Here is a 17,098-nt window from a genome sequence, read left to right as displayed (position 1 = left end):
TATTAGTTTAGCTGAACGGCAATCTTGTGCAAAGGGTTGCACAAGATTTTTCTCTTACAAATGTCGTGATTTTTTGAATTCATGTGCCAAAATCACCTTCGCTGAATCATATTGCTTTTTTTCTAACACACCGGCTTGCTCGAGCTCATCGAGTTCGAGCATCATCATTGCTATATCCGACTCGCGATCGCCTAAATAGACGATCGTCCCGTACGTTTTCAATAACTGCTGCACATCATAAAGTGTTTTCATCATTCATTTTCTCCTTCACGAACACATTCAGTAAATCATACGTCGCTTGAAGTGACGCTTCATGCGTCCGTTCATACGAGTGACTCGATTCGATTCCTGGACCAAGCAGTCCATGACGGACGTCGTGCCCCGCACTGACGGCTGCTGAAGCGTCAGAACTGTAATAGGGATAGATATCGACCTTATACGGAATCGAATGGCTTTGGGCAAGACGTGTGAACTGATGACGTAATGCAAGGTCATACGGTCCTGAGCTATCTTTCGCACAGATTGATACCGTATATTCATCCGAGTGTTGTCCTTCTCCTAATGCGCCCATATCGACAGCGATGTATTCTGCGACGTCTTCAGAAAAACCGGCATTCCCACCAAATCCGACTTCTTCATAATTCGAAATCAGAATTTGCGTCGTATGCGGTAATGTCTCGTTTTTCCACTCCTTGATCAGTTCAAGCAACAGGGCGACGGATGCTTTATCGTCCAGATGACGTGATTTGACGAAACCTGTTTCGGTATGAATAAATCGCGGATCGAACGTCACGATGTCACCGACTTCGATCCCTGCTACCCGTGTTTCCTCTGCCGTCGTTGACCGGATGTCGAGTCTCACTTCGATGTTCGTCGCATTTCGCTCTTCCGTGTTCGTCACGCGTGACGTATGGACGCTTGAGTGATGGAACAAAATCGTTCCTGAGACGGTCTGTCCGTCCATTTTATGGACGAGACAATTTTCACCTTCGATTGCCGTCCACGCATAACCGCCAAGTTGTGATAACGTCAGTCGACCTGTCGGCAAAATTTCTTTGACCATCGCCCCGAGCGTATCGACGTGTGCTGTCAACAAACGAATCCGTGAAGACTGTCCGGGCAACGTAGCGATCAATGCTCCTTTTTCTAACTTTTTATACGTAATTCCTTCTGCTTTAAATCGATTTTCTACATATGTAAGAGCATGCGCGGTAAATCCAGTCGGACTTGGGATTTCTACTAATTCACGAATCGTCTCAATCACAGCTTTCATCTTGTTCGCTCCTCGTTTGACGTCCTTTTTAAGAAAGGACGGCTTATTTTAATGAAATCGTTTCCTTCTTATGATACCAAATATCTCTCTCCAGTCGAAAAAGAATGCACAATCAAAAAAAGCGACCACCTGCTATGAAAAAAAGCCATAGCAACAGTTGCGCTACGACTTTCATCCTTTAAATGACTTCTTAACTCTTTCATTTAGACGTATTTTTTCATCCAAATGTCATCTCGATACGTCCCATCCTCTAGTTTGACCGAATCAGGGTCTTCTGCATATACTTCGAAACCAAGTGATTCATAGAGTTTTTGAGCAGCTTCATTTCCTGACAAGACGGCTAGAATGACTTGTTCGACTTCCGGAATTTGTTTCGCCTCTTCAATCAAGGCCTCCATCAGGGCGCGCCCCGTGCCCCCACGATAATCCGGTGAGATATAGACACCAGAAATCATCGCCTTATGTGATTCCCGTGACAGTTCGTACGGTTTGACCTGACCAAATCCAAACAATGTATCTTCATCGAATATCCCGATCCAAACTTCATCCGACTCCGGATCTCCTTCTAGCCCCTCTTGAACTTCTTCGAGCGGCGTTTGTTGCTCATCGTCAAAAGAATGACCAAATGCATCCGGATGATTTTTTAGCCCTTCGAGGCGTAAGCGCCAATACTGTTCTGCATCTTCCTTTGTTAACGTTCGAAATGTATACATGACTATCGTTTCTCCCCTTTGTGAGTTTTCTAATGTTTCTTAAGACATGAAAAACTCTTCTATCCCTAACATAACCTTTTTCTAGTAAAATAAAACCTAGTTTTCAGATTTTTTATCGCGTCCTTTTTTCTAATCAAAAAATCGTACCCACTGAAACTCCGTTTGCCCGAGTTCAGTGGGTACGATTGACGCTTCCGATTTAACGTAAGACAGGTTCCATCGTTTGACGTAAAACTTCCGCCGAATGATGGAATTTTTTTAATTCCTCATCCGTCAGCGACACCTCGATGACTTCGCGCACACCTTGTCGGTTAATCACGGCAGGTACACCGATATGAATACCAGAAATCCCGTACTGTCCGTCAACGTGCGCTCCTACAGTCAACAAACAGTTCTCGTTCCCGAGAATCGCACGGACGATCCGAACGAGACCAAGTCCAATCGCATAGTATGTTGCACCTTTTCGTTCAATGATATGATAGGCTGCATCGCGTACATTGATATAGATTTGATCTAAATCTTTTTGAGAATAACGATCGTCTTCTGCAAGCAGTTCATCAATCGTTTTTCCATAGATTCTTGAGTTGCTCCAGGCAGCGAATTCCGTGTCGCCATGCTCACCTAAAATATAGGCGTGGGCGTTTCGTGAATCGATATTAAAGTATTCTCCTAACATTTGGCGCAAGCGTGCCGTATCGAGTACCGTTCCTGATCCGAAGACGCGTGACTTTGGTAAACCAGAATATTTCCATGCTAAATGTGCCATGATGTCAACGGGATTTGATGCAACGACGATGATGCCGTCAAATCCTGATTCCATGATTTGGCGCATCATTTCTTTCATGATTAAAGCATTTTTCGCAACGAGGTCAAGTCGTGTCTCACCCGGTTTTTGTGGTGCACCGGCCGTGATCACGATGACTTCGGCATCTTTACAATCCACGTAATCCCCTGCCCATATCCGCATCGGCGAAGAACTGAATGGCGTCCCGTGATTTAAATCCATCGCTTCCCCTTCAGCTTTTGCTTTATTCACATCAATGATGACAAGTTCTTCACAAAGTCCAGCTGTCGTCATTTGATACGCAAAACTTGATCCTACTGCCCCCGCACCAATTAACGCAACGCGTGTAACTTTAGCATGTAATTCCATCCGATATGTCCACCCTTCCAAACAAACTAAAAGTTTGTTAACTATATCACAATTAGATTGTAACATCTTTCACAAACTATAAAAGACTGTGTAAACGGTCACATTTTGTCTAATTTGTGTCAACAATATCCTAACATAAGGAAGTCAGGTACTTCACCTTCCATTACCACAATCGATACAACATGAAACCAATCAGCCCCGCTAGCGTACTGGACAAATAATTAACGGCGTCATTCCCTAGCCACTTCCACCCTCGGACATATTGTGTCGTAGTACCATGATGGATTTTTTTCTCGGTTTCTTTGCCACAAATCTGACAACGATACTTTCGTTGAACGGTAGCGCCTAACACCGTATCGAGAATACTGCCAAGGACACCTCCGGCCGCGACGATCAACCATTGCTTTACGGACAAATCGAATAGAATGTCACCCGCTGTCGCGATAAATAATGCACCGATGATTGTCGCGAGTGTCCCGAGTAAAGATACCCCGCCGCTCGTTCCTCGTAAGACCGGTTTAAACGTCCGGATTGAAATCGGTTCTTTTTTAGAAAGCGGACCAATCTCGGATGCCCATGTATCTGCATTCGAAGCAGCAATGACAATCAAGAAAACTAATAAAAAATCAAATTCATTTGTCAGTACAACGCCTATCGAAGCAAGCATAGCGGTTCCACCGTTGGCAAGTACTTGCCAACCATCTCGTGCACCATCCTTCTCGACGATTTGATCGACGGACTGCTTGCGTGCCTTACCGAGTTTTGATAACAGGCTAGAGCTACCGAAGAATAACAGTAACAGGACTAATCCTTCATAATCGAGCGCATAGACGACCGTGCTGCCGACAAGTATCGTCAACAATGCACCGCTTTTCGTTAATAATCCAAATTGATAGCCAGCATATCCGAGAGCTAAGCAGATGAATAGAAGAACAGTTAATGACATTGAATGACCTCATCTTCAGTGACAATTGTATCAACCGGGCGATCAAATGATTCTACTTCGAATCGTTCCACGACTTGAACGGCAAATGCAATCGAAAGCGTCGGACCTGAAAAATCAATCAACGCACGATCATAAAACCCACCACCCCATCCTAAGCGATAGCCATTACGCATATAGGCACGACCCGGTACGATACAAAGATCAATCGTCGGCAATGCAATTTCAAAAGCAGTTGCATCCGGTTCAAAAATCCCCATCGAATTCTCAATCAGTCGACTGCTTGGCGAATGTTCAAAAAATCTCATTTCTTGACCGATGACCTTCGGAATGACGACACGTTTTCCATCCGCCCATGCTTGTTGAATGACTCGATCCGTTGAACATTCGTTTCGAAACGAGAGGGTCACCGCAATTGATGTCGCACTCATCCATTCTGGCAATACAAATAACTGCTCTGCAATTCGTCGTTCCCGCTCCTGCCGGTTTTCCAACTCGTTCAGTCGCTCACCGATTACCCGTCGCGCTGCTTTTTTATTCATATAGTATTCCCCCATTCACAAAAAAAGCCATCACACAAGGTGACGGCTTCCATCTCAATTATTTTACTTCACGGTGAAGTGTGTGCTTACGGAGACGTGGGTTGTATTTCTTCAACTCAAGACGCTCTGGGTTGTTACGCTTGTTCTTTTTAGTGATATAAGTACGGTCACCAGTTTCAGTGCAAGCCAAAGTAATTTTAACGCGCATGGGATTCCCTCCTATCTAGCTCTCAATGTATCAAGTGTTTTTGCTTTACATAAGGTTAAGCATACTCAAGTATCGTACCAAGAAAGGAACGGAATTGCAACTGTTCATCCGTTCTTTTTCTGAATCGCCAATTGTTCGTATGGTTTTTCAAGGTTCACTTGGAATTCAAGCGGTTTTTGAGCAACATGATAATCATTTTCGATTCCTTGTCTCGCTTCTTCACGTTCTAAATAAATCAATTGTGAATGACGAAGTGCTTCGCCCTCTAATCGTTTAATCGCAACAACTAAACCACCGCTACTCGCTGGAGAACGTTCACTCTCAAGATTGTACACATTGCTGACAAGCGGCAACTGATTGATCTCAGCAAACGATTGAGCAGCCGACGCCGTCTCCATCGTAAAGTTATGGACAAGGCGGAATTCTAAGATTTTATGCAGGGCTTGCGCTTGACGCAACACGGCAAGATTTAATCCGGCCAACTGATTGTAAGTCTGAACGAGCGGTAGGCCCGTCATGCGGACGCCGTAAATATGAACGCCATCTTCAAATCGATAAGCCGTCTCATTTTCTGTGATGACATAGACATTTTCTCCCGCTCCTGCCAATCGCTTCGCAAACTCAGCAATTGGTCGGTTCGAATCTTGGTAATCTTTTGCGACGAGTAAAATCGCAGCATCGTTCCATGACGTTTCACGTTGCACCGCAACATAGTAGTCATGCGTCGTCAAATAGACGTCTGGTTCGATGTCTGTATCCGCTAAGAAGGGATATTCGGCATAACGCGTTTCAAGCCAGTCGGTCGTTAATTCTCCAGCGTCAAGTAACCGCTCCGTTTCTTCAAATCGCTTAATATGTTCACGGAATCGATTCGCCGCATATTGTGCCGTCGTCTGTCCATCGAGAATGAACGGCCAGTCGCTCGAAACCGCGAGCAAGTATTCACGAATCAATTGACGTTTTGCTTTGACCGTCAAACCATCTTGATGACGATTACGCGCCATGACACCGGCTAATCGTTTTTCAAGTTGATGCAAGTGACGAATCATCCAGTCGTTCCGTTCATTGATCCACACATCCGCATACCCTTTCCGGCCCCATGTCCCCATTGCGACGTGCACCGTCTCGATGTCGCCAAAATGACGCTCGAGGAACATTGTAGGTGAAATCGATTCGACCCCAACATCTTCAAGTCGTTCCATGGCTTTACCAAGGAAGTCCGGTCCCTCAAACCACCAATGTCCAAACAGTTCTGCATCGAATGGCGCCGTGACGAGGAAGGGTGGGAAATCTTGTCCACTGTGCTGGTCAAGATGCTCCGCCAATGCTTCCGCAAAGTCAGCTGCATGCTCATCCGTTTGTTTCCAAGCCCAGTCGCGGACATAAAAAGCCTTTTGATCGGACTCTCCTGTAACACGATGTAATTTTAAGCCCGTATCGTAGCGGAGTCCTTCAGGATGCATGAATTCTGCAATTTGGTCCCACTCCCGATCATAGGCAAGATCGCGGTAAAATTCACGATAGTTCGGGTGTCCCGGATAACCAATGACAGAACTCCAAATGCGTCCAGAAATGATTTGATCGCGCGGAAACAGTGCAACACCATGTGGCGAATAGACCGGTGCGCCGATGCCGTGTTTCGGAGCAGGATCAGCGTTTAAGATGGAATGTTCGTCTACGAATGTATAACGAATCCCCTCTTCGTACATGATTTTATCAAGACCTGGTGTGTAGGCACATTCCGGCATCCATAGCCCCGTCGGACGGAATCCATAATGACGTTCGAAACAGTTTAATCCAGTTTGAATCTCTGACCGGGCAGCTTGCTCTGATAACATATGCGGACTGAAACCATGCGTTGCCGTACAGGTCATCAATTCAAGGTAACCCGCTTCTTTATAATGACGGAAGGCATAGTTTAAATCGCGACCCCAATGTTCGAATGTATTTTTTAAGTCACGGTACCGTTCTTTGTAGAAAAGCAGGGCATCCCGTTCTTCCGCCACTAAATCGCGGTCAAGTTCTTGATCAATTAAGCGTAATGTATCATCTAAATGCTCTACATAACGTTCTTGAATCAGTGAATCCGCAAGCATTTCAATGACGGGTGGAGAAATACTAATCGTCCATCCGAGCGGACGCTCCAGACGATCAATTTCCCATAATAACGGAATATACGTTTCTGAAATCGCTTCGTACATCCAACGCTCTTCTAGACGATGAGCTTCCTGATGACGAATATAAGGTAAATGGGCATGTAAAACGAGTGAAAAATAGCCTTTGCGCATGTTTTCTCTTCCTCTCCTTCTTTCTATCTTTTAGCTCAACGAATTCGGTCGAAATAAGAATACGGTCGTAAAACTTCTACCCATTCCGGTTGCTCGACTTCTCCATTTTGCCAACGAGCGACGACTTCAGCGAATCGCCCTTCAACGACAGGTTCGTCACGCGGCGTCTCGACCGGCTTCGAACGTAGTACCGGAACAAAGTCACCATCAATCGTTTGAATTCCCCATTCGATGATGTATGTAGTGTTTGGGGATAACGGACGAACGAACCAAGAGTTCGTCATTTCCGGCAGTTCAAATTGATACGTCCGGTTCGCTTCACCTTTTTCATACTCGACTAACGTCACATCAATGATTCGAAGTTCTTTACGGAATGAATCGAACGCTGCATGGTAATGCGTCTCTAACATTTTACGAGATAACTCCGAGAGCTCCCAGTACACGTACAATGCCGTCGGCGATTGAACGATGGCATGCATGATGTCATCTTCATAGTGCGTCGCCATCCCGAATGCATCCCGTTCAAGCGATGGTATGGCGATGACAGCAGGAACGATTTCATTCGCAGCCACTTTCATCGATGGAGTGGCTTTCTGTTGTTTTTTAGGAGCTGCTGTTTTTTTGTCCGTTGGTTCTGAAAGTGATTTTCGGTACTTACTCCACGCATATTTCACTTTCCCTTCCGTCGACTCTAATTTCTCAGCGATTTGTTTTGTCGTCAGTCCTTGTTCTTTTAATTTTATGATTTTATCAAGCATTACCTATCACCTCTTTATCTTTATTCACTTCTTTCCTATTCTACAAACTTGTTTCAAATTCCTTTACGAAAAAAAGTAGGTCGAGGATTTTCCTCGTACCTACTCAAGTTAGTTATTTAAGTCGTAGTGTTTCCCTTTTTCGAGATAGATGAGGTGCTCCCCGACGTTCGTCAAATGGTCGCCCATCCGTTCGATGTAGCGACAGATGTTCGTAAACTGCATGATTTCATCGACAACAATCGGTTGCAATGACATATGGCGCATGTATTGGCGAAGCGCTTTATATGTCGTCTCATCAATGATGTTGTCGAGATCGGATAACGCTTTTGCTTTTTCGATATCGCCATCGCGATAGGCGACGATGGCTGTTTCCGTCATATCAAGCAATGTTTCAAACGCTTCTTTTAGAAGCGAGATGTCGATGACATAAGGAAATGTTTCGACACGTAAAACCGCTTTCGAGATGTTTCCGGCATAATCGGCAATCCGCTCTAAGTCTGTTGCGATTTTCATCGCTGTCACGAGTCGACGTAAATCCGTTGCCACTGGTTGTTGTTTCGCAATCAAAAGAATCGCATCATCATTGATTTCAAGTTCCAGCGCATCGAGTTCGTTATCATTTTCAATCACTGTACGCGCGATGTCGAGATCGTATTTTTCAAGTGCTTCTGCTGTCGTCGCAATCTGTTGCATCGTCTTGCGGGCAAGAAGAAAGACTTTTTGATCGAGTACTGCTAGATTTTCTCCAAAAATCGTACGGTGAGCTGCCATTGAAAGTTCCTCCTAATTATCCGAATCGTCCTGAAATATAATCCTCTGTCCGCTTATCACTCGGATTCGAGAAGATACGATCCGTTTGATCAAACTCCACTACTTCTCCGTTCAAGAAGAATGCCGTCTTATCCGAGACACGTGCTGCCTGTTGCATATTATGCGTCACGATGATGATCGAGTACTCTTTTTTCAACTCCTGGACGAGTTCCTCGACTTTGAGTGTCGAAATCGGGTCGAGTGCTGAAGTTGGCTCATCCATTAAGATGACATCCGGTTCGATTGCAAGGCACCGCGCGATACAAAGACGTTGTTGTTGCCCACCTGATAATCCGTAGGCATTTTCATTCAGACGATCTTTGACTTCATCCCAAATCGCCGCACCTCGCAAGCTACGTTCCACGATTTCATCTAAAATCTTTTTGTTTTTGACACCGTGGACACGTGGTCCGTACGCGATGTTATCGTAAATCGATTTCGGGAACGGGTTCGGTTGCTGAAAAACCATTCCGACGGACGTCCGTAATTCTTCCACTTCATATTCTTTATCGAAGATGTTCCGGCCGTTATATTCGATGACACCGTTCGTCCGTACGATTGGCACGAGCTCGACCATCCGGTTCAAGGTTTTGATGAATGTCGATTTCCCGCACCCAGACGGTCCGATGATTGCCGTGACTTCGTTTTGTTTAATATCTAAGTTGACATCTTTTAAGGCGTGGTCATCGCCGTACCATAAGTTTAAATTGTCGACACGGTATACACTGTCTTGCGCAGCTACTGGTTGATTCATAGTTGTTGCCCCTTCTTTCTCGGCTGTTTTTGTCGTCAGCTTCGTATCCATCATCTGTGTTCCTCCTTAAAAACGATTCAGCACACTCCTACGATTAATAACGTTTAGAAAAACGATTTCGAATCCAGATTGCAAGTGAGTTCATTGTCAATAAAATCACCATCAAGACAATGATTCCTGCTGCAGCAAGACCTTGGAAATCAGCTTGCGGACGGCTTGTCCAGTTATAAATTTGAATCGGCAACGCCGTAAACTCTGAAAAGATCCCTTCTGGTGCACGGGCGATGAAGATGGCTGCTCCGACCATGATAAGCGGTGCTGTTTCACCAATCGCACGTGAGACAGCTAAGATGATTCCCGTAATGACACCTGGAAGTGACGCCGGTAAAACGACTTTGAACGTCGTCTGCCATTTCGAGGCACCAAGTGCCAGTGAAGCATGACGCATCGCTTGCGGCACGGAACGAATCGCCTCTTGCGACGATACGATGACGACCGGTAAGCTCATTAACGCGAGCGTCAACGCTCCAGCGATCAATGTTGAACCGAAGCCCATATTCCGGACAAAGAATGTTAAACCGAGCAAACCGAAAACGATTGAAGGTACGCCTGCCAAGTTCGAGATGTTGACTTCGATGAACGATGTCATCCGCCCTTTTTTCGCGTATTCCTCTAAATAAATCGCAGCTCCGACACCCATGATGAAAATCATTGGAACGATTAAAAGCATTAGGAAGATCGTACCCATCAGTGCAGGATAGATTCCAGCGCGTTCTGGACGTCGTGATGGGCCATTCTGAAGGAAATCAAGCGATAACCATGCAGCACCATCACGGAGTACGCCGACAAGAAGAATACCAAGAACGACGAGACCAAATAGGAGACCAATCAAGAAAATCACTTTCGTCACATTGTTGACGACAAGACGCTGACTGATTGATTTTTTTACTGCAACTGGATCAATGAACTTTTTTTGTACAGGTTGTTTTTCTGGTAAGGCCATCTTAATACTCCTCTCTGAAACGACGCGTAATCCAGTTCGCGAGGAGGTTCATCACAAGTGTAAAGACGAACAACAGCGTACCAACAGCGTAGATACTATAATATTCAACGGTTCCATATCCCGCATCACCAAGCGCGACTTGAACGATATAAGCTGTCATCGTTTGGACAGGTTCAAGCGGATTGACGGTTGCAGTAGGATTTGATCCCCCGGCAATCGTCACAATCATTGTTTCACCAATCGCACGAGACATCCCTAGGACGATCGACGCGATGATACCTGAAAGTGCTGCCGGAACTACGACTTTTAAAGCCACTTCAAGGCGTGTCGAACCAAGTGCGAGTGCACCGTCACGGATTTTTTTCGGGACAGAACTCATCGCATCCTCAGAAATCGAGGCAATCATCGGGATGATCATGATTCCGACGACAATCCCTGGGCTGAGTGCGTTGTAAATCGCAAGACCGGGAATTAACTTTACGAGTAGAGGTGTAACGAACGTCAACGCGAAGAAACCGAAGACGATTGTCGGGACACCTGCTAAGACTTCAAGAATTGGTTTTAACACACGACGTGCGCGCTCTGACGCATACTCACTTAAATAAATAGCAGATGTGAGTCCGATCGGCACGGCAACTAGCATCGCAATCACGGTAATCTCAAGTGTTCCGACGACGAGCGGCCAGATTCCGTACTCTGGAACCGAGTTCAACGGGTACCAGCTCGTACTACCGAAAAATTCTTTGATTGAGACGACTTCAAAGAAATGTTCCGTTTCGATGACTAACGTGAGAATGATGCCAATGGTCGTAACGACCGAAGCAAACGCACATAAAAATAAGATGATTGGCATAATTCGTTCCATGATGTTTTTCATACTGAATTTTTGTTTTCGGTTCTGTTGAATCAGCTCGCGAACCGAGTTTTTTGATGATGAATTCATCCTTCTTCGCTCCCTACTTCATCATTCCTACATAAGAACGGGACTTAAAAAGGGAGAGATTCCCCCCTTTTTAAGTCACCCTCCTATTCGGATGTTTATTTCATTGCATCTTCGATTGCTTTTGCATTTTCGTCATAACGCTCTTGCTTCATTTTGACGTAACCGACTTCTTCCGCTAAATCACCGGCATTTTCATTCGTAAATTTCACGAAGTCAGCGACTTGTTTTTTATCAGTGAGTGATTTGTTGTTTACATACGTGTAGATTTCACGTGATAACGGATATGAAAGATCGTTGATTGTTTCTGGTGTTGGATCAACAGCATCTTTTCCTTCAGCCGATAACGGTACTTCTTTTAACTTATCTTTGTTTTCAGCATAGTACGCATAACCAAAGTAGCCGATTGCGCCTTTTGTTCCTTCGACACCTTTAACGAGGACGTTATCATCTTCAGAAAGCTGGACGTCTTTACGCATATCTTTTTCATCCATTACTTCCTCATTGAAGTAATCGAATGTACCTGAGTCTTTACCAGGGCTGAAGAATTTGATTGGTTCTGCTGGGTAAGATGAATCGACATCTTTCCATGTTTTGACGTTCGGATCCTGCCACATTTTATTGAGCTGGTCAATCGTCAATTCCTTGACCCATGTGTTTTCTTTACTTACTGCAACTGTTAATCCGTCAAGCGCTAGTGCCATTCGTGTATATTCAATTCCATTTTTTTCTGCTTCTGCTGCTTCTTCTTCTTTGATTTCACGTGAAGCGTTCGAAAGATCTGTTTCACCGACGACGAAGCGTTTAAATCCGCCACCTGTCCCAGACACACCGACCGTTACGTTTACATCTGGCTGTTCAATCGAATATTCTTCTCCGACTGCTTCCATGATTGGAAAAACTGTTGACGATCCATCAATTGCAATCTTTCCTGAAAGATCCGACGAACTCGAAGAGCTTCCTTCGTCATTTCCGCATGCTGCACCGACTACTGCGATTGAAGCTACTGTTGTGATAAGTGCTGTTTTTTTCATCCAAGACATGATTAAATTTCCTCCTCGAAGTATGTCGCTTATACCAATACGACTTTTTATCCGTTTCCCTTACAAGACTTATAATACGGATGAACTATTAAAACGAAATGAATCCAACGTAAAAGAATTGTAAAGGCTTGTTTTTTGCAGTTTACAATTCAAAATACATTATAAAAAAAGGTCAATCCAAATAAAAAAAACGAAGATGAGTTTCCTCACCTTCGCTCTTCTAGTTAATTTGGCTTAGTCTGCCACGGAATATCTTTTACAGTGAAGTACGCCTTCACTAAATCATGCCCAATTTTCGAGTTGACCGTTTCTTGCTCCATATATGGAAGGAATACGGCCCATGCAATCTCTGGATTATCGTATGGTGCCCAACCGACAAGGTTCGAGTTTAATGAACGAACCGGCTGACCACTGCTGTCACGTAATGCAATCCCGTCTTCACCATATACGCTTACCTGTGCCGTACCTGTCTTAGCCGCCGCATCGATTCCTGTCAGCGCAATTACTTTAGAAGTCCCGCGCTCTCCTTTGACGACTCGATGCAATCCTTCGCGGACGTGATCAATGTTGTCTTGGCTGACTTCGATTCGGTTCAAGTAATTTGTTTCGAAGCTATACTCGACTTGTTTTGTATCTTCTTCAATTGAATTCGATGCGAGCACTTCTTTTAAGAAATGCGGTTGAACACGATAGCCGCCGTTCGCGAGTGTGGAGATATACTGCGCGACTTGTAACGGAGTGAACGCGTCATATTGCCCGATGACACGGTCCATCAAGAGCGTGACGCGGTCCGGTGTCCCTTGCACACCTTTCGCTTCGTACGGTAAATCAATCCCAGTCGTCACGCCGAGCCCGAACTGGCTGTAATAGTTTTGCATGATGGCTGCAGCAGCATCGACGCTCGCCCCTGCAATCCCATTACTCGGATAATTTGCCATCCGCATTGCGATGTTGAACATATATACGTTTGACGAGCGTTCGAGCGCCGTCAAATCCGTAATCGGCCCCATGTTGACGTAAGAAGCCTTCTTCGTCCCACCGATTGTAATCGGCGCATCATTGATGACTTCATTTTGACGAATGACGCCTTCTTCAAGTCCCATTGCAACCGTCGCCCCTTTAATCGTCGATCCGATTTGGAGTGAGGTCAGAACATTATTGATTGCGACGTCACTGAATTTATTCGTCGCCGTATCGAGTTTTTGTCCCGACATCGCTAAAACTTCACCCGTTTGCGGGTTCATCACGACCGCATAACCTTCTTTAAGATAGCCGCTTCCCATGCCGCGACCCATCTTGATCGCTTGTTGGAGGATTTGATCGACCTGTTTGTTGTATTCCGCGTCAACCGTCAGAACGAGGTCTTTTCCAGACTCTCCTTCTTCGCGGTTCGGCTCACCGACTGGTTCGCCGTTAAACGTCTCATACACATCATATGCCGGTTTACCGCGTAGTAAATCTTCATATTGTTGTTCTAAAAACGATGTTCCGACCCGATCGTTTAAACTGTACCCTTTTGCCTTGTATTCCGCTTGTTGCTCAGCAGGAATCTTCGAGTACTTTCCGAAAATGTTCCGGAGCGTTCCTTCATATGGATAAGATCGTTCATAGAACGGTTCCACAGAAACACCTTTTAGGTCTTCGAGATTTTCGTCAATGATCGCCATCTCTTTTGCCGTCGCACCAAGCTTGACGAGTTGTGGATCAAGCGCATACCCGACTTCCATATTGTGTTTGATTGCGACGATTTCCATTGTTTTATCATCATAATCAATATCTTTCTCTGTAATTGTATCGAGCATGACTTGATTCTCTTCAGCAATCGATAACTTTTTTCGTTCTTCCAATGTCGGATACTTTTCTTTCATGACAGCATCAAAACGACGTTTCGACTCTTCTGTATTGGTCGCGATCCAGTAATCTTTTAAGTCACGTTCCGTTACCTTCCAATCATCTTTCGGTAAATTGATGATGGCAGCGAGACGTGAAGCTGTTTCAATCCGCTCATCGACCTTTGTATTTTGCGAGCGTCGGTAGACAATTGAATATTTTGAAATCGTATCGACGAGCAATCGTCCATCGCGGTCATAAATTTTCCCGCGTGGTACTTCATACTTTGAAGCGATCATCTCTGTTTTTTGAACTTCTCGTGAGATTTTTTCACCATTGACAATTTGGACGACACCAAGTCGGAAAATCAAAATCGCAAATAATAAAAAAACAACAAAGAACATTAAATTTAATCGAAGCGGCAAGTGGTTACGCCGTCTTCCTCTTACCGTGATTCGTTTCGCCATGGCGTACTCCCCTATCGTTCAAAAAGTCATCTTTGTTCATTATATAGAAGGAAACAATCCATAACAACCTATCCCATCATTTTCCGCATTAAAAAAAGAACCGTGCCCTCTTACCGGGGACACGGTTCTAGCATTTAAAAACGATTATTTTGCGTCAGCGTAAAGCTTGGCAACGTGATCCCAATCAATGACATTGAAGAATGCATTGATGTAATCCGGACGACGGTTTTGGTAGTTCAGGTAATATGCATGCTCCCAAACATCAAGTCCGAGAATTGGCGTTTTACCTTCCATGACTGGTGTATCTTGGTTCGGTGTCGAAACGACAGCAAGTTTGCCACCTTCGACGATGAGCCATGCCCAACCAGATCCAAAGCGTGTTGTAGCTGCTTTAGCGAAAGCATCTTTGAATGCATCGAATGAACCGAATGCTTCATCGATTGCTGAAGCGAGTTCGCCTGATGGTGCAGCACCGTCGTTCTTTTTAAGCAATTTCCAGAAGAATGAGTGGTTCCAATGACCGCCACCGTTGTTGCGAACTGCTGTTTGAATGTCAGCAGGAAGCGCATCAAGGTTTTGAAGCAACTCTTCTAATGATTTCCCTTCGTGTTCCGAGCCTTCGAGCGCCGCGTTGACGTTCGTGACGTAAGCATTATGGTGTTTCGAGTGGTGAATCTCCATCGTACGAGCATCGATATGTGGCTCAAGCGCATCATAAGCGTAGCCGAGTTCTGGTAATTCAAATTTTGACATTTTCATGTCCCCCTTTATCCTATTTTCGGAACTTCAATACCTTTTAAGACTAGCAAAAATGACGGGTATAACGCAAGTAATGACCCTTACATTTTATTGTTCATCGCGTGGTGCGAATACAGAGACACCACCACCCGGAACAGGGAAAACACCAAATCCTTCTTCATCGATGACGACAGGCTCATCTTGGTGATTTGTGTAATCGAACCATTCTTCACCAGCACGATCTTCTCCGACGAACATCCGTTTTTCACACATGTCTGCATTTGACAATAGTACGGCACAACCCGAGTTCGGGAACTCTTCGACTCCGTGACGGACCCAACCGACACAGTGTGGATCATCGAGATAATCTTCTTGTTTCCCGTATGCTTTATGGTAGCGGGCGTACAGCAATGCATCGATCATCTCTTTTTTACCTTCGACTGGATGTGGTCCTTGTACACCGTAATAATCGCCGTAAAAGACACACGGATAACCGTCTTTACGAAGGAGAACGGATGCGTAAGCATGTTGTTTAAACCAATCATCGACCCACGACTCAAGCGATTCGCCTGGTTGCGAATCATGGTTGTCAACGAATGTAACAGCATTCGTCGGGTGCGACTCAACAAGTGTATCTGCGAAGAGCATCGTCAAATCAAATTTTTTCCCCTGTTCTGATGCTTCGTGGAACTTATAATGAAGCGGAACATCGAATAAATCAATTGTATAGTCGACGCTATCTAAGAAGTGACGACAATCATCTAAGTCAGATTTCCAAAATTCACCGACCATATAAAAATCTTCTGGATTTTCACCCATCATTGATTTCGCGAATTCATTGACGAATTCGTAATTGATATGCTTGATTGCATCGAGTCGGAATCCTTGGCAATCGAGTGTATCCTTGAACCAATGCCCCCAGTCGATCATTTCCTTGCGGACTTCAGGATGATTGTAATCGATGTTCGCAAACATCAAGTAATCATAGTTCCCGAATTCGCTATCGACTTGGTTGTTCCAGTCTTTATTTTTTCCGGAAATTTTGAAGACGCCGGTTCTTTCTTCTCGCGCATCAAAATCCGTTCCGTTAAAGAATTCATGATTCCAAACAAAATCAGAATACTTCCCGTCACGTCCTGGGAAAGTAAATTTTGTCCATGCATCGATTTCGAATTCTTCTGAAATTTCTTTCGACCGATCTTCTGGGTTAACTTCGACGACATTAATCGTCTCCAGTTCATCTGCTGCCGCCTTATGGTTCATGACGACATCGGCATAAACAGCGATATCATTTTCATGTGCCACTTGAATTGCTTCAAGTAGTTCGTCTTTCGTCCCGTATTTCGTCCGAACCGTTCCTTTTTGATCGAACTCACCTAAATCATAAACATCGTATATCCCATACCCTGTGTCTTCATCTGATTGCCCCTTAGAAGCTGGTGGAATCCAAACAGATGTGATGCCTGCAGCACGAAGCTCCGGCGCTCTCTCTTTTAAACGTTGCCAATGCTTCCCATCATTTTCTACATGCCACTCGAAAAACTGCATCATTGTATGGTTACGTTCCATCTCTCTTCGCTCTCCCTCAATTACTATAGTATGAATATTATTACAATATCTTTAATATTCCCCAAG

The 17,098-nt window shown here is 44.7% G+C and carries 17 protein-coding genes; all 17 read right to left on the bottom strand.

Annotated features, from left to right (window positions below):
* Nucleotides 1–54: 54 nt before the first annotated feature.
* On the bottom strand, nt 55–252 hold the full coding sequence (locus KNP99_RS08235) for a YqgQ family protein (protein WP_214801553.1): 198 nt from the start codon (nt 250–252) through the stop codon (nt 55–57).
* Nucleotides 236–1,273 carry a M42 family metallopeptidase gene (locus tag KNP99_RS08230; protein ID WP_214800991.1) on the bottom strand — a complete coding sequence of 346 codons (1,038 nt, stop codon included), beginning with the start codon at nt 1,271–1,273 and terminating at the stop codon, nt 236–238. Before KNP99_RS08230 ends, KNP99_RS08235 begins: the two co-directional genes overlap by 17 nt.
* Before the next feature lie 203 nt (nt 1,274–1,476).
* Nucleotides 1,477–1,986 (bottom strand): GNAT family N-acetyltransferase, encoded by a 510-nt coding sequence (locus KNP99_RS08225; RefSeq protein ID WP_088836593.1) that lies wholly within the window; start codon nt 1,984–1,986, stop codon nt 1,477–1,479.
* 199 nt (nt 1,987–2,185) lie between these two features.
* On the bottom strand, nt 2,186–3,139 hold the full coding sequence (locus KNP99_RS08220; RefSeq protein WP_088836592.1) for an L-lactate dehydrogenase: 954 nt from the start codon (nt 3,137–3,139) through the stop codon (nt 2,186–2,188).
* Between the two features lie 163 nt (nt 3,140–3,302).
* A complete protein-coding gene (locus tag KNP99_RS08215) occupies nt 3,303–4,085 on the bottom strand; it encodes a DUF92 domain-containing protein (protein WP_214765397.1) in 783 nt (260 codons plus the stop codon).
* Complete coding sequence (locus tag KNP99_RS08210; RefSeq protein ID WP_088836590.1) at nt 4,076–4,624, bottom strand: 5-formyltetrahydrofolate cyclo-ligase; 549 nt, start codon at nt 4,622–4,624, stop codon at nt 4,076–4,078. Before KNP99_RS08210 ends, KNP99_RS08215 begins: the two co-directional genes overlap by 10 nt.
* A 58-nt stretch (nt 4,625–4,682) precedes the next feature.
* Nucleotides 4,683–4,832: a 50S ribosomal protein L33 gene (gene rpmG / locus KNP99_RS08205; RefSeq protein WP_012369771.1), complete on the bottom strand. Its 150-nt coding sequence runs from the start codon at nt 4,830–4,832 to the stop codon at nt 4,683–4,685.
* Between the two features lie 104 nt (nt 4,833–4,936).
* The gene (locus KNP99_RS08200) at nt 4,937–7,120 is read right to left on the bottom strand and encodes a glycoside hydrolase family 57 protein (protein WP_215193162.1); all 2,184 of its coding nucleotides are present in this window, start codon (nt 7,118–7,120) and stop codon (nt 4,937–4,939) included.
* A 35-nt stretch (nt 7,121–7,155) separates the two neighbouring features.
* Nucleotides 7,156–7,878 carry a DUF4912 domain-containing protein gene (locus KNP99_RS08195; RefSeq protein WP_088836588.1) on the bottom strand — a complete coding sequence of 241 codons (723 nt, stop codon included), beginning with the start codon at nt 7,876–7,878 and terminating at the stop codon, nt 7,156–7,158.
* A gap of 108 nt (nt 7,879–7,986) precedes the next feature.
* Nucleotides 7,987–8,649 carry a phosphate signaling complex protein PhoU gene (gene phoU / locus KNP99_RS08190; RefSeq protein ID WP_088836587.1) on the bottom strand — a complete coding sequence of 221 codons (663 nt, stop codon included), beginning with the start codon at nt 8,647–8,649 and terminating at the stop codon, nt 7,987–7,989.
* A 16-nt stretch (nt 8,650–8,665) separates the two neighbouring features.
* Nucleotides 8,666–9,442 carry a phosphate ABC transporter ATP-binding protein PstB gene (gene pstB / locus KNP99_RS08185; RefSeq protein WP_239456901.1) on the bottom strand — a complete coding sequence of 259 codons (777 nt, stop codon included), beginning with the start codon at nt 9,440–9,442 and terminating at the stop codon, nt 8,666–8,668.
* Nucleotides 9,443–9,536: 94 nt separating this feature from the next.
* A complete protein-coding gene (pstA, locus tag KNP99_RS08180; RefSeq protein WP_088836585.1) occupies nt 9,537–10,445 on the bottom strand; it encodes a phosphate ABC transporter permease PstA in 909 nt (302 codons plus the stop codon).
* Between the two features lies 1 nt (nt 10,446).
* Nucleotides 10,447–11,388, bottom strand: coding sequence for a phosphate ABC transporter permease subunit PstC (gene pstC / locus KNP99_RS08175; protein WP_088836584.1), 942 nt, complete (start codon nt 11,386–11,388; stop codon nt 10,447–10,449).
* Between the two features lie 95 nt (nt 11,389–11,483).
* Nucleotides 11,484–12,428: a PstS family phosphate ABC transporter substrate-binding protein gene (locus KNP99_RS08170; protein ID WP_088836583.1), complete on the bottom strand. Its 945-nt coding sequence runs from the start codon at nt 12,426–12,428 to the stop codon at nt 11,484–11,486.
* 224 nt (nt 12,429–12,652) lie between these two features.
* Nucleotides 12,653–14,725, bottom strand: coding sequence for a peptidoglycan D,D-transpeptidase FtsI family protein (locus KNP99_RS08165; protein WP_215193161.1), 2,073 nt, complete (start codon nt 14,723–14,725; stop codon nt 12,653–12,655).
* Between the two features lie 144 nt (nt 14,726–14,869).
* On the bottom strand, nt 14,870–15,478 hold the full coding sequence (locus KNP99_RS08160; protein WP_088836581.1) for a superoxide dismutase: 609 nt from the start codon (nt 15,476–15,478) through the stop codon (nt 14,870–14,872).
* 93 nt (nt 15,479–15,571) lie between these two features.
* Nucleotides 15,572–17,032, bottom strand: a complete 1,461-nt coding sequence (locus tag KNP99_RS08155; RefSeq protein ID WP_088836580.1) for an alpha-amylase — start codon at nt 17,030–17,032, stop codon at nt 15,572–15,574.
* Nucleotides 17,033–17,098: the final 66 nt, after the last annotated feature.

Origin of the sequence: Exiguobacterium sp. s95, assembly GCF_018618655.1 — a bacterium.
In the GTDB taxonomy this organism is placed as follows: Bacteria; Bacillota; Bacilli; order Exiguobacteriales; family Exiguobacteriaceae; genus Exiguobacterium_A; species Exiguobacterium_A oxidotolerans.
The sequence above is the reverse complement of the archived record's forward strand: the minus strand, read 5'-3'. Positions and strand labels throughout refer to the sequence as shown.